Source organism: Serratia sp. PAMC26656 (assembly GCF_016469055.2).
Lineage (GTDB): Bacteria > Pseudomonadota > Gammaproteobacteria > Enterobacterales > Enterobacteriaceae > Serratia > Serratia plymuthica.
On sequence record NZ_CP150486.1, the window covers coordinates 233,509 to 248,094 of the forward strand.

10 protein-coding genes, 1 tRNA gene and 1 rRNA gene are annotated in these 14,586 nt (G+C 54.9%); 10 read left to right on the plus strand and 2 right to left on the minus strand.

The genetic code is table 11. The annotated features are described in order from the left end of the window. Positions 1-160: 160 nt before the first annotated feature. The 3 genes from pepE (at position 161) to fre (ending at position 3,223) form a co-directional block, all read left to right on the plus strand. Positions 161-886, plus strand: coding sequence for a dipeptidase PepE (gene pepE / locus JEM67_RS01590; protein ID WP_199636502.1), 726 nt, complete (start codon positions 161-163; stop codon positions 884-886). An 88-nt stretch (positions 887-974) separates the two neighbouring features. After that, positions 975-2,471, plus strand: coding sequence for a 4-hydroxy-3-polyprenylbenzoate decarboxylase (gene ubiD, locus JEM67_RS01595; protein ID WP_111738389.1), 1,497 nt, complete (start codon positions 975-977; stop codon positions 2,469-2,471). Positions 2,472-2,521: 50 nt separating this feature from the next. Then, positions 2,522-3,223 carry an NAD(P)H-flavin reductase gene (gene fre / locus JEM67_RS01600; protein ID WP_199636504.1) on the plus strand — a complete coding sequence of 234 codons (702 nt, stop codon included), beginning with the start codon at positions 2,522-2,524 and terminating at the stop codon, positions 3,221-3,223. Between the two features lie 172 nt (positions 3,224-3,395). On the opposite strand, the gene fadA is transcribed toward fre, so the two are convergent. After that, on the minus strand, positions 3,396-4,559 hold the full coding sequence (fadA, locus tag JEM67_RS01605) for an acetyl-CoA C-acyltransferase FadA (protein ID WP_004951042.1): 1,164 nt from the start codon (positions 4,557-4,559) through the stop codon (positions 3,396-3,398). 10 nt (positions 4,560-4,569) lie between these two features. Next, a complete protein-coding gene (fadB, locus tag JEM67_RS01610) occupies positions 4,570-6,759 on the minus strand; it encodes a fatty acid oxidation complex subunit alpha FadB (protein ID WP_199636506.1) in 2,190 nt (729 codons plus the stop codon). A gap of 235 nt (positions 6,760-6,994) precedes the next feature. Between fadB and JEM67_RS01615 the strand changes: the two genes are divergently transcribed. From JEM67_RS01615 to JEM67_RS01645, 7 genes are all read left to right on the plus strand, one after another. Beyond that, a complete protein-coding gene (locus JEM67_RS01615; RefSeq protein ID WP_199636508.1) occupies positions 6,995-8,191 on the plus strand; it encodes an MFS transporter in 1,197 nt (398 codons plus the stop codon). Positions 8,192-8,304: 113 nt separating this feature from the next. After that, a complete protein-coding gene (gene pepQ, locus JEM67_RS01620; RefSeq protein ID WP_199636510.1) occupies positions 8,305-9,636 on the plus strand; it encodes a Xaa-Pro dipeptidase in 1,332 nt (443 codons plus the stop codon). Beyond that, entirely contained in the window at positions 9,636-10,250 is a 615-nt protein-coding gene (locus JEM67_RS01625) for an IMPACT family protein (protein WP_199636512.1), read from the plus strand. The genes pepQ and JEM67_RS01625 overlap by 1 nt, the downstream gene beginning before the upstream one ends. A 34-nt stretch (positions 10,251-10,284) precedes the next feature. Beyond that, entirely contained in the window at positions 10,285-11,736 is a 1,452-nt protein-coding gene (gene trkH / locus JEM67_RS01630) for a Trk system potassium transporter TrkH (protein WP_013811119.1), read from the plus strand. Positions 11,737-11,758: 22 nt separating this feature from the next. Then, positions 11,759-12,292, plus strand: coding sequence for a menaquinone-dependent protoporphyrinogen IX dehydrogenase (gene hemG, locus JEM67_RS01635; protein ID WP_199636514.1), 534 nt, complete (start codon positions 11,759-11,761; stop codon positions 12,290-12,292). A 409-nt stretch (positions 12,293-12,701) separates the two neighbouring features. Continuing rightward, positions 12,702-14,243: ribosomal RNA gene (locus tag JEM67_RS01640) — 16S ribosomal RNA — on the plus strand. 145 nt (positions 14,244-14,388) lie between these two features. Next, positions 14,389-14,464 (plus strand) — tRNA-Glu (locus JEM67_RS01645). The last annotated feature ends 122 nt before the right edge of the window (positions 14,465-14,586 follow it).

Here is a 14,586-nt window from a genome sequence, read left to right on the forward strand (position 1 = left end):
TGTTATCTGCATGAATCGTTGGCAATTAGCGGAGAGTCACACACTTATTCGCACGGCTTGGGTATAACAGAGGACTAAAAATTTGTTACCGTCGCAAGTATGCCTTGGCCTGATGTGGCCTGATGTGACGCTATTCATCGTTTTTGATTGAGGGGAAGACATGGAGTTATTTCTGTTGAGCAACGGCAAGCTGTCCGGCGAGGATGAATTGTTGGGTTATGCCAAAAGCCGACTGCTGGCGATGATCGAGCGCCGCGGGATTACGTCTGCCGTATTCGTCCCTTATGCCTTGATCCGTACTGACTACGATCAACGCGCGCAGGAACTGGCACAGACCCTGGGTATCCAGGTGACCAGCATTCATCACGCCGAATCTCCGGCGGCGGCGATTGATCAGGCGCAATGCATTTTGGTCAGTGGCGGCAACACCTGGATGCTGAACCAGATGCTGCATGAAAAGGGCCTTATCGTCCCCATCCAGCGGGCGGTTCGTGAACGTGGTGTACCCTATGTTGGTTGGAGCGCCGGCTGCAATGTCGCGACGCCAAGCATTCGCACCACTAATGATATGCCGGTGCGCAACAGCGTAGTGTTGCCGGCATTGGGTTTGTTCCCGGTACAGATTAACCCGCACTATATTGATGCTCATATCAGTGGCCACATGGGCGAAACCCGCGATGAACGTTTGGCGGAGTTCTGCGCGGTCAATCCGAGCGAATCGGTTGTGGCGCTGCGCGAGGGCAGCCTGCTGCACGTTGAGGGCAATGATTTACGCTATTTCAGCGCCAGAGCTCAGAGCTTCAAGGTATTCCGCCACGGTGTGGAGGCCCAGGAGTATGACAATACGCAGGCGCTACGCCCGCTGGTGCCATTCACGTGCCACTGAGAACCGGCGATGCCTTTACCGGTGTTTAACAAAAGTGCAGCAACAACCGTGAAGAGGGCTTATAATGCTCTCCTCACTGGCCGTTATAATGATCAGCATGAAATACCGTGACTTACGCGATTTCCTCTCGTTGCTGGAAAAGAGAGGGGAACTAAAACGCATCAGCCAGCCGATTGATCCCTATCTGGAAATGACAGAAATTGCCGATCGCACTTTACGTGCAGGCGGCCCGGCGTTGCTGTTCGAAAACCCGAAAGGGTATGACATGCCGGTGCTGTGCAATCTGTTCGGCACGGCCAATCGCGTGGCGATGGGCATGGGCCAGGAGGATGTCAGCTCATTGCGCGAGGTCGGCAAACTGTTGGCGTTTCTTAAAGAGCCGGAGCCGCCGAAGGGGTTTCGCGATCTGTTCGACAAGCTGCCGAAGTTCAAGCAAGTGCTGAATATGCCGACCAAGGTACTGGGCTCCGCGCCTTGCCAGGAGCAGGTATGGCAGGGCGATGACGTCGATCTCGGCCGTATTCCGGTGATGCACTGCTGGCCTGAAGACGCCGCACCGCTCATCACCTGGGGGCTGACCGTTACCCGCGGGCCGCAAAAAGAGCGGCAGAACCTGGGCATTTACCGTCAGCAGGTGCTGGGCAAGAATAAAGTGATCATGCGTTGGCTGTCGCACCGCGGCGGCGCGTTGGATTACCAGGAATGGTGCCAGGCGCATCCCGGTGAGCGTTTCCCGGTTGCGGTGGCATTGGGTGCGGATCCCGCCACTATCCTCGGTGCCGTCACGCCGGTGCCGGACAACCTGTCTGAATATGCCTTTGCCGGGCTGTTGCGCGGCAATAAAACCGAAGTGGTCAAATGCATTTCCTGCGATCTGGAAGTACCCGCCAGTGCGGAAATCGTATTGGAAGGCTACATTGAGCCGGGTGAAATGGCACCAGAAGGTCCTTATGGCGATCACACCGGTTACTACAACGAGATAGATCACTTCCCGGTATTCACCATCACCCACATCACCCAGCGTCGCGATGCAATTTATCACTCGACCTACACAGGTCGTCCGCCGGATGAGCCGGCGGTCTTGGGTGTGGCGCTGAACGAAGTCTTTGTTCCCATCTTGCAAAAGCAGTTCCCGGAAATCGTAGATTTCTATCTGCCACCAGAAGGCTGCTCTTACCGCCTGGCGGTGGTGACTATCAAGAAACAGTATGCCGGTCACGCCAAGCGCGTGATGATGGGCGTCTGGTCGTTCCTGCGTCAGTTCATGTACACCAAGTTTGTTATCGTCTGTGATGATGACATTAACGCACGTGACTGGAATGATGTGATTTGGGCGATCACCACCAGAATGGATCCGGCAAGGGATACCGTTATGGTGGAGAACACGCCGATCGATTATCTGGACTTCGCCTCCCCGGTTTCCGGATTGGGCTCGAAGATGGGGCTGGATGCCACCAATAAATGGCCGGGTGAAACCCAGCGCGAATGGGGCCGTCCAATTCAGATGGATGAAAAGGTGCGCGCGCGCGTCGATGAAATCTGGGATGAGCTCGCAATTTTCAGTGACAGAGAACCGACGTTGTAGCGTCAGGCTCCGTTCTCAGTTTTGCATTGATGACCCGACAGAGGGAACGCATGACAATATTGAGCTGTAAAGTGACCTCCGTAGAGGCCATTACCGATACGGTTTATCGGGTACGTTTGGTGCCAGAGGCGCCGTTTTCTTTCAAGGCAGGACAGTATCTGATGGTGGTGATGGATGAGCGCGACAAGCGTCCTTTCTCGCTGGCATCGACGCCTTCACAGCAAGAATATATCGAGCTGCATATCGGCGCTTCGGAGCTGAATCTGTACGCTATGGCGGTGATGGATCGTATTCTGAAAGAGCAGGCGATTACCGTCGATATCCCGCACGGCGACGCCTGGCTACGAGAAGAAGGCAGCCGTCCGTTGGTGTTGATCGCCGGCGGTACCGGCTTCTCCTATGCGCGTTCAATTCTGCTGACTGCGCTGGAGCAACAGCCTGACCGCGATATCTCTATCTATTGGGGCGGGCGCGAGCTGAAGCACCTGTATGATTTGAGTGAGCTGGAAGCGCTGTCGTTGCAACACCCGAACCTGAAGGTGATCCCGGTGGTCGAACAGCCGGAAGACGAGTGGCGTGGCCGCAGCGGCACGGTGCTCAGTGCGGTATTGCAGGATTTCGGCACGCTGGTGGAGCACGATATTTATATTGCCGGCCGGTTCGAGATGGCCAAAATTGCCCGCGAGCGTTTCTGCGCTGAACGCGGTGCGCAGGAAGCGCATATGTTTGGCGACGCCTTCTCGTTCATCTGAGGCGTAAGGTTGGTATAAAGTGGGGTAGCCGGTGGCTGCCCTTTTTTATTGGGGCGCCTGTAGATTTCAGGCATAAAAAAACCCGCCCCTGACAGGCGGGAAGTACGGCAACTAAACTTGTCGGGATGCTGCGGTTTGAATGAGTTACGCAGTCATCCCAAGATAGACACAGCTAAACGCGTTCAAATACGGTGGCAATCCCCTGACCCAGGCCGATACACATGGTCGCCAGACCAAATTGCACGTCACGGCGTTCCATGTTGTTCAACAGCGTGGTGGAGATACGTGAGCCCGAGCAGCCCAGAGGGTGGCCCAAGGCAATGGCACCGCCGTTCAGGTTAATCTTATCGTCGATGCTGTCCAACAGCCCCAGATCCTTGATGCAGGGTAGTGACTGGGCGGCAAAGGCTTCATTCAATTCAAACAGATCGATGTCCTGTATGCTCAGGCCGGCGCGCTTCAGCGCCAGTTTGCTGGCCGGTACCGGGCCATAACCCATAATGGACGGATCGCAACCGACCACCGCCATAGAACGAATGCGGGCGCGGGCTTTCAGGCCGAGCGCTTTGGCGCGTGATTCGCTCATCAGCAACATGGCGGATGCACCGTCGGATAAGGCCGAAGAGGTGCCGGCGGTTACAGTACCATTGACCGGATCGAACGCCGGTCGCAGTGCCGCCAGGCTGGCAACGGTGGTTTCCGGGCGAATGACTTCGTCGTAGTCATAACGGGTCAGCACGCCATCAGCGTCATGGCCGGTGGTGGGGATGATTTCATTTTTGAAGTAACCGGCCAGGGTGGCGGCGTGCGCGCGTTGGTGCGAGCGTGCCGCGAATTCATCCTGCATCTGGCGGCTGATATTGTGCATCTTGGCCAGCATTTCGGCGGTCAGACCCATCATACCGGCGGCTTTCGCTACGCTGCGGCTCAGGCCAGGGTGGAAATCGACGCCGTGATTCATCGGCACGTGGCCCATGTGCTCAACGCCGCCAATCAGGCTAACCTGCGCATCGCCGACCATAATGGCGCGTGCTGCGTCGTGCAGAGCCTGCATGGACGAGCCGCACAGTCGGTTGACGGTAACGGCCGGTACGCTATGCGGGATTTCGGCCAGCAGCGAGGCGTTACGGGCAATGTTAAAACCTTGCTCCAGCGTTTGTTGCACGCAGCCCCAGTAAATATCGTCAATTTCGGCCGCGTCCAGAGCCGGGTTACGGCTCAGCACGGCACGCATCAGGTGAGCGGAAAGATCTTCAGCGCGTACCTGGCGGAAAGCGCCGCCCTTGGAGCGGCCCATCGGCGTGCGTACGGCGTCAACAATAACTACGTTTTCCATCTTTATGACCTCATGCCGGTTGGCCAGTGGCGATATCGGACAATGGCGTCGCCACCGGGTAGTAGCTTTCATTACGTTCAGCTTTGGCGCGCAGGCCGGCAGGCACTTGATACAGAGCGCCAAGATGCGTGTAACGCTGGGCCAGTTCGACATAGTTGGCGGTACCAAGCGTATCCAGGTAACGGAATGCCCCACCGTGGAAGGGAGGGAACCCGATGCCGTAAACCAATGCCATATCGGCTTCAGCCGGGCTGGCGATGATGTTTTCTTCCAGGCAGCGCACCACTTCGTTGATCATCGGGATCATCATTCGAGCGATAATTTCTTCATCACTGATGGTCTGGCGTGGCTGGGAGACTGCGGCCAATAGCGCATCGGTCTGCTCATCGTTATCTTTACGCGGCTTGCCTTTGTTGTCCTGACTGTAACGGTAGAAGCCCAACTGGTTTTTCTGACCAAAACGTTGGTTGTCGAACATCACGTCAATGGCGTCGCGATAATCTTTGCCCATACGCTCAGGGAAACCGGCAGCCATTACCGCTTGGGCATGGTGCGCGGTATCGATCCCCACCACGTCGAGCAGGTAAGCCGGGCCCATTGGCCAGCCAAACTGTTTTTCCATTACCTTATCGATTTGGCGGAAATCCACCCCATCACGCAGCAGCATGCTGAAGCCGGCAAAATAGGGGAACAGTACGCGGTTGACGAAGAACCCCGGACAGTCGTTGACCACGATCGGCGTTTTGCCCATGCGGGTGGCGTAGGCCACTACGGCGGCGATGGTGTTGTCGCTGGTCTGCTCGCCGCGGATGATTTCCACCAGCGGCATGCGGTGCACCGGGTTAAAGAAGTGCATGCCACAGAAGTTTTGCGGGCGCTTCAGCGATTTTGCCAGGTGATTAATCGGAATGGTCGAGGTATTGGATGCCAGCACTGTGTCTTCACCGATCAGACCTTCCACCTCGGACAACACTGCCGCTTTAATCTTCGGATTCTCGACCACAGCTTCAACGATCACCTGCGCGCGTTCGATACCGGCATAATCCAGCGTCGGTTGAATGGTCGACAGCACCTGCGCCATCTTCAGGCCATCCAGTTTGCCGCGCTCCAGCTGTTTGTTCAGCAGCTTGGCGGCTTCATTCATGCCAAGCGCCAGGGATTTGTCGCTGATGTCTTTCATTATCACCGGCACGCCTTTCAGCGCGGACTGGTAAGCGATGCCGCCTCCCATGATACCGGCGCCCAGAACCGCAGCCTGCTTCGGCGCTTCCACGTTTTTGGCCAGCTTTTTCGCCTGGCTTTTCACAAACTGATCGTTGAGGAAGATACCGACCAGTGCGCGCGCTTCGTTGGAACGGGCCAAAGGCACAAAGCTGGCGGTTTCCAATTTCAAGGCTTCATCGCGGCCCAATTTGGCGGCGGCTTCGATGGTTTTCACCGCAGTCATCGGCGCTGGATAATGTTTTCCTGCGGTTTGCAGCACCATGCCTTTGGCAGTGGTGAAGCTCATGGCCGCTTCGATTGGGCTGAGTTTCAACGGATCGAGTTTCGGTTGACGATAGGCGCGCCAGTCCAACTGGCCATCAATGGCCTGTTGCAGCATTTTCAGCGCGGCTTCTACCAGTTTTTCCGGTGCGACCACCGCATCCACCAGACCGACCTTCAGCGCGTCTTTGGCGCTGACGTCTTTACCGGCGGCGATAATCTCTAGTGCACTGTCGTTACCCAACAGGCGTGGCAAGCGAACGGAACCGCCGAAGCCCGGCATAATGCCCAGCTTGGTTTCCGGCAGGCCAATGCGCGCATCGGGAGAGGCGACCCTGAAGTCGGTTGCCAGAATGCATTCGCAGCCGCCACCGAGCGCATAGCCGTTAATGGCCGAAATGGTCGGTACCGGCAGATCTTCCAGCCGGTTAAAGGTCGCGTTGGCGAAGGCTAGCCATTGGTACAATTTTTCAGCCGGAGCCGCGAACAGCGAAAGGAATTCGGTGATATCGGCACCGACAATAAATGCGGCCTTGCTGGAACGCACCAGCAGCCCTTTCAGCTCGGTCTGTTTTTCCAGTACGTCGAGCGCTTCGCCCAGGCTGGCAACGGTACGGGTATCCAGCTTGTTTATCGAGCCCGGGGCATTGAACACCAACTCGGCGATGCCGTTATCGAGCCAGTGCAGTTGTAATGTTTCGCCTTGGTAGAGCATGTCTATCTCCTGAATCAGCGTTTGATCTGGTATGACCAGATGATGAGGAGTGTGGTTTTTATGTTAACAATATGCAAATCAGAGATTGCGTTTTTGCAAAGCGGATCACATGGCAATGATCTAATATATTGATTTAATATAAAAATTATATTTTAGATATTCTTGTCATTTGCCGGGAACCAAAAGGCCCAATACACTTGCCCAAGATAGAGCGCTATCCATGCAGGGGGGCAGGATGAGTAAAGCGGTATGTGCAAGACAGAGCGGATTTTGGAGTATTCCCGCCAGAACCATGACACTGTCGTGTTTGCTGGTCTTTATGGCGCAGATGGCGACAACGGTGTATTTGCCTTCTTTGCCGACGGTGATGCAGGAACTGGCGATGACACGCCGCGCCACTGAGCTTTCCATATCCCTGTTCGTGATTGGTGCCGCAGTGCCGGTGCTGTTTTGGGGGGCCGCGGCCGATCGTTTTGGCCGCCGTCTGCCGCTGACGCTTTCCCTGGTGTTGTTTATCGGTTGCAGCGCGCTGTTGGCGTTTTGTCATAATGGCATCCAACTGTTGGTGCTACGTGCCTTGCAGGGCGTTGCTGCCGGCGGTGCGGCGATCATCGCGCGCATCATTGTGCGTGACAACTGGAGCGGGGATGAGCTGGCGCGGCGTCTCTCAGTGCTGTCGATAGCCTTTATCACTGCACTGGGCGGCGGACAGTTTATTGGCGGGCTGCTCAGCCGGTATTCGCACTGGCAAATGGGTTTTGTGCTGATGGGGCTGACCGGGCTGGCGATCCTGCTGTTAATGGTGACGTTGCCGTTGGAGGCGGGCCGTGCGGTGGGCCAACGCCCTGCAATGGCGGCGACCTATTGGCGTATCCTGCTTCGTCCGGGTTTTTTCTGGCCGGCCTGCGTGGGCGGGTTGGGGTTTGCTACTACAGTAACCTTGCAGGAAGTCAGCCCGTTTGTGATGCAGCAGGGCTTTGGCCTCAACGTTACCGCCTTTGGTGCGCTGGGGCTGGTGATCGGCGTGGCTTACTTTACCGGAGCGATGGCGGTGAACCGTACGGTGGCGCGCTTGGGCGGCAAACGGCTGATGCAGGTGGGAACGAGCCTGGTCGCATTGGCGACCGCTGCGATCATGCTGTTGTGGTGGAGTGGGATGTTGGTGGGAGTTTCCGGCATGACGATATTCATCACCTTGTATTGCCTGACGATTTTTGGCCAGGCGGTGCTGTTCCCGAATAGCATGGCGATGGCCGTCAGCGACGCTAAAGAACAGGGGGCTTATGCCATGGCGCTATGCGGTTTTCTGCAGCAATGCCTGGCGGGCGTGGCCGCAGCCGGTGCTGTCTTGCTGGAGCATCGTGGTCTGTGGACGGTGGCAATTGCACTGCTTGGTTTACTTGGGTGGCTGATTGTTCAGCGGCGGATGTAACGACGTTTACGCTGATTTGCGAACTGCCCCGCATGCCGGAAGTGATGGGGTTGGTGCGCCAGAGCGGTGTGTTAAGATGGCGCATTCCGTTTTAAGGGTATAAGGGTATTGTGATGGAAACGCTGGCTTCATTGTATAACGACCACCTGGCAGAGCTGCAAAAACGGGCGCGCGAAGTATTGGCGCGCAACAAACTGGATGCTTTGTTGATTCACTCCGGAGAACTGCAACGGGTTTTTCTGGACGACCATAGCTATCCGTTCAAAGTGAATGCGCACTTCAAGGCTTGGGTGCCCGTCACATCGGTACCGAACTGCTGGTTATGGGTGGATGGCGTTAACAAACCGAAGCTGTGGTTCTATTCGCCGGTTGATTACTGGCACAGCGTTGAGCCGCTGCCGGACAGCTTCTGGACCAAGTCCATCGATCTGTTGCCGCTGGCCAATGCGGATGATATCGCTCAGCAGCTTCCTGCTCAGCGTGAGCGCGTGGGCTATATCGGTTACGGGCAGCAACGCGCCCGCGATCTCGGTATCCCAGCGGAAAACGTGAACCCGAAAGCGGTGCTGAACTACCTGGATTTCCATCGCTCAATCAAAACCGGTTACGAGCAGGCCTGCATGCGCGAAGCGCAAAAGACGGCCGTTATGGGGCACCGCGCAGCCCATGAAGCCTTCCTGTCCGGCATGAGTGAGTTTGACATCAATCAGGCCTACCTTACTGCTACAGGTCACCGCGATACCGATGTGCCTTATGACAATATTGTGGCGCTGAATGAACATGCGGCAGTGTTGCATTACACCAAGCTGAACCATCAGCCGCCAGCCGAAGCGCTGAGCTTCCTGCTTGACGCCGGTGCGGAATACAACGGCTATGCCGCCGATTTGACGCGCACTTACGCAGGCCAGAGCGGCAGTGATTTCGCGCAGTTGGTGAAGGACCTCAATGCCGAGATGTTGGCGCTGGTGGGTACCATCAAAACGGGAGTGCGCTACACCGACTACCATGTACAGATGCATCAACGTATCGCCAAACTGCTCAAGAATCACAAGCTGGTGAGCGGTATCAGCGAAGAAGCCATGGTGGAACAGGGGATCACCACACCATTCCTGCCGCATGGCCTTGGCCATCCTCTGGGCTTGCAGGTGCACGACGCCGCCGGCTTTATGCAGGATGAGCAGGGTACACATCTGGCAGCGCCGTCCAAATATCCGTTCCTGCGCTGTACCCGAGTGTTACAGCCCGGCATGGTGCTGACTATCGAACCTGGCCTGTATTTTATTGAGTCATTATTGGCGCCATGGCGTAGCGGTGAGTTTAGCAAGCACTTTGCCTGGGATCGCATTGATGCGCTGAAACCTTATGGGGGGATGCGTATTGAAGACAATATCGTGATCCACGAGAAGCGTATCGAGAACATGACGCGCGATCTGAATCTGGCCTGATGCAGCCTTATCCGATCCCTGCAGGGCCCGTCAGTGTCAGCGAGGAGATAAAAAAGAGTCGTTTTATCACCCTGCTGGCGCCGACGTGCGGGACCTATGCAGCAAAGGCATTTATCCAACAGACCCGTGATGAGCACCCGGCGGCAAGGCATCATTGTTGGGCGTTTATCGCCGGGCCACCGAATGATTCACAGCAGTTGGGTTTCTCCGACGACGGTGAGCCTTCCGGCACCGCGGGTAAACCGATCCTCGCGCAGCTTATGGGCAGCGGCATAGGTGAAATTACCGCCGTAGTGGTACGTTATTACGGCGGTATCAAGTTGGGCACCGGTGGCCTGGTGCGAGCCTATGGCAGCGGCGTGCAGCAGGCGCTAAAGCAGTTGATTGTGATCCACAAGGTTCCGCAGGCCGAATATACTTTGCTATGTGACTATGCGCAGCTGGCGCTGGTCGAGAATCTGTTACAGCAAACTGAAGGGCGGATCGTTCAGGGTGAATATGGCGCCTGTGTCATGCTGCACCTGGCTTTGCCGGTAACCGTCGTTGAGACCTTTGGGAAAAAATTACGTGATCTTAGTCGCGGTAATTTGCAATTGACCCCTGTTTCGCAATAATTCCCCCAACTGAATTGCTAAGGATTGTGCTGAAATGCATTTTCGCGCCATAACCCGTATCGTAGGTTTGCTGGTCATCTTATTCTCCGGGACGATGTTTATTCCTGGTCTGGTGGCGTTGATATATCGCGATGGGGCGGGCAGGGCTTTCAGCCAGACCTTCTTTGTGGCGGTGACGATTGGCCTGATCCTGTGGTGGCCTAATCGTAAACAAAAACATGAGCTGAAGCCACGCGAAGGTTTCCTGATTGTAGTGCTGTTCTGGACGGTACTGGGTAGCGTGGGGGCACTGCCATTTTTGTTCTCGGAACGGCCTAATCTGTCGCTTACTGATGCTTTCTTTGAGTCGTTTTCCGGCTTGACTACCACCGGCGCGACGACGCTGGTGGGGTTGGATTCGTTGCCTAAAGCCATTTTGTTCTACCGGCAGATGCTGCAGTGGATGGGTGGGATGGGGATCATCGTGTTGGCGGTAGCAATATTGCCGATCCTCGGCGTCGGCGGCATGCAGCTGTATCGCGCGGAAATGCCCGGCCCGCTGAAAGATAACAAAATGCGCCCGCGTATCGCCGAAACGGCCAAAACCCTGTGGCTGATCTATGTTCTGTTGACGATTGCCTGTGCGCTGGCGTTATGGGGGGCGGGGATGTCGGTCTTTGACGCTATCGGCCACAGCTTCTCGACCATCGCCATTGGTGGTTTCTCTACCCACGATGCCAGCATCGGTTATTACGCCAGTCCGACCATCAACACCATAATTGCTATTTTCCTGTTGATCTCTGGTTGTAACTACGGCTTGCACTTCGCTCTGCTAAGCGGCCGCAGCTTGAAAGTGTACTGGCGCGATCCTGAGTTCCGCATGTTCATTGCCGTGCAGTTTACGTTGGTAGTGGTCTGTACTGCGGTACTGTGGGGCCATGGCGTCTATAAAACCGGCATGGAGACACTTAATCAGGCTTTCTTCCAGGTGGTGTCTATGGCGACGACGGCGGGTTTTACTACTGACAGTATTTCCAAGTGGCCGCTATTCCTGCCCATGTTGCTGTTGTGCTCTGCTTTTATTGGCGGCTGTGCAGGCTCGACCGGCGGCGGTCTGAAGGTTATCCGTATTTTGTTGCTGTATCTGCAAGGTTCGCGTGAGCTGAAAAGGTTGGTGCATCCTAATGCGGTTTATACCATTAAGCTGGGTCACCGTGCGCTGCCGGAAAGGATCCTGGAGGCGGTGTGGGGATTCTTCTCAGCTTACGCCCTGGTATTTATCGTCAGCATGTTGGCGATTATCGCCACTGGCGTTGATGATTTCTCCGCCTTTGCCGCCGTAACGGCAACGCTGAATAACCTTGGGCCGGGACTGGGCGTGGTAGCGGATAACTTTACTACTATGCCTGCGGCGGCGAAGTGGATTCTGGTACTGACCATGCTGTTCGGACGACTGGAAGTCTTTACGCTGCTGGTTCTCTTTACGCCAACATTCTGGCGTGAATGATCCTGATAGAAGGAGTAACGCCGTGAAGGCACTGATTCTTTATTCGAGCCGTGATGGGCAAACGCGTTCTATCGCTTCTTATATAGCAAGTAAATTGCAGGATACATTGGGCTGTGACGTGATTGACTTGTTGCAGGCAGACAATGTCGATCTCAGCCAGTATCAACAGGTGTTGATTGGCGCTTCGGTGCGTTACGGCAATTTCCATCCGGTGCTGGAAAAGTTCGTTAAGCAGCATGCCGACCAGCTGAACCAAATGCCGAGTGCGTTCTTTTCCGTTAACTTGACCGCCCGCAAGGCGGACAAACGTTCGCCGCAGACCAATGCTTATACCCGTAAGTTCTTGCTTTCCTCGCCATGGCAGCCAAAACAGTGCGTGGTGTTTGCCGGTGCGCTGCGCTACCCGCGTTATCGTTGGTTTGATCGCGTCATGATTCAATTTATTATGCGTATGACGGGAGGAGAAACGGATACCAGTAAAGAGGTGGAGTATACCGATTGGCAGCAGGTGGACCGTTTTACCCAAGAGTTTGGCCAAATTCAGTATGAAAAGTGACGGAATCGCTGGCTTGTGCAGCGTTTTGCCGAAAAAATCCGCGCTTGAAAAGTTTTTTGCATTTAGGGGTTGCGGCCTTCTGAGAACTCCCTATAATGCGCCTCCACTGACCGGGAACAACGACTCCTCTAACGAGAACCAGTCGCCAGGTCGGTAAGAGAAAAGCGAAATAAACGCTTGACTCTTCGGGTGAAAAGCGTAGTATACGCCACCTCGAGATAGCAAGCTACGGCGGCTAACTCACTGCTCTTTAACAATTTATCAGACAATCTGTGTGGGCACTCCACAAGACGATATCCAGTACCTTCGGGTACGAAAAAATATCAAGTCTTGAAGAGTGACTACTGAAGTAAAATTCATTTAGTAACCTTTGAGCATCGCTTCACGAGTTGAAGCAAATCGAACTTTTAAATTGAAGAGTTTGATCATGGCTCAGATTGAACGCTGGCGGCAGGCCTAACACATGCAAGTCGAGCGGTAGCACAAGAGAGCTTGCTCTCTGGGTGACGAGCGGCGGACGGGTGAGTAATGTCTGGGAAACTGCCTGATGGAGGGGGATAACTACTGGAAACGGTAGCTAATACCGCATAACGTCTACGGACCAAAGTGGGGGACCTTCGGGCCTCACGCCATCAGATGTGCCCAGATGGGATTAGCTAGTAGGTGGGGTAATGGCTCACCTAGGCGACGATCCCTAGCTGGTCTGAGAGGATGACCAGCCACACTGGAACTGAGACACGGTCCAGACTCCTACGGGAGGCAGCAGTGGGGAATATTGCACAATGGGCGCAAGCCTGATGCAGCCATGCCGCGTGTGTGAAGAAGGCCTTAGGGTTGTAAAGCACTTTCAGCGAGGAGGAAGGGTTCAGTGTTAATAGCACTGTACATTGACGTTACTCGCAGAAGAAGCACCGGCTAACTCCGTGCCAGCAGCCGCGGTAATACGGAGGGTGCAAGCGTTAATCGGAATTACTGGGCGTAAAGCGCACGCAGGCGGTTTGTTAAGTCAGATGTGAAATCCCCGCGCTTAACGTGGGAACTGCATTTGAAACTGGCAAGCTAGAGTCTTGTAGAGGGGGGTAGAATTCCAGGTGTAGCGGTGAAATGCGTAGAGATCTGGAGGAATACCGGTGGCGAAGGCGGCCCCCTGGACAAAGACTGACGCTCAGGTGCGAAAGCGTGGGGAGCAAACAGGATTAGATACCCTGGTAGTCCACGCTGTAAACGATGTCGATTTGGAGGTTGTGCCCTTGAGGCGTGGCTTCCGGAGCTAACGCGTTAAATCGACCGCCTGGGGAGTACGGCCGCAAGGTTAAAACTCAAATGAATTGACGGGGGCCCGCACAAGCGGTGGAGCATGTGGTTTAATTCGATGCAACGCGAAGAACCTTACCTACTCTTGACATCCAGAGAATTCGCTAGAGATAGCTTAGTGCCTTCGGGAACTCTGAGACAGGTGCTGCATGGCTGTCGTCAGCTCGTGTTGTGAAATGTTGGGTTAAGTCCCGCAACGAGCGCAACCCTTATCCTTTGTTGCCAGCGATTCGGTCGGGAACTCAAAGGAGACTGCCGGTGATAAACCGGAGGAAGGTGGGGATGACGTCAAGTCATCATGGCCCTTACGAGTAGGGCTACACACGTGCTACAATGGCGTATACAAAGAGAAGCGAACTCGCGAGAGCAAGCGGACCTCATAAAGTACGTCGTAGTCCGGATTGGAGTCTGCAACTCGACTCCATGAAGTCGGAATCGCTAGTAATCGTAGATCAGAATGCTACGGTGAATACGTTCCCGGGCCTTGTACACACCGCCCGTCACACCATGGGAGTGGGTTGCAAAAGAAGTAGGTAGCTTAACCTTCGGGAGGGCGCTTACCACTTTGTGATTCATGACTGGGGTGAAGTCGTAACAAGGTAACCGTAGGGGAACCTGCGGTTGGATCACCTCCTTACCTAATGATATTGATTCGAGTGGCGTGCTCACACAGATTGTCTGATGAAAAAGTAATGAGCAAAAGCGCTACCTGTTGATGTAATGAGTCTCTGACTCATGCTGATACGAACCGATTAAGACGTTCAGTTTAATCGGATTTTCGTGTCCCCATCGTCTAGAGGCCTAGGACACTGCCCTTTCACGGCTGTAACAGGGGTTCGAATCCCCTTGGGGACGCCAATCCGATAATGAGTGAAAGACATTATCACCGGTTAGTCATAACCGAAAAAATCTTAAAGATGACTCTTGCGAGTCGTGTTTAAGATATTGCTCTTTAACAATCTGGAACAAGCTGAAAATTG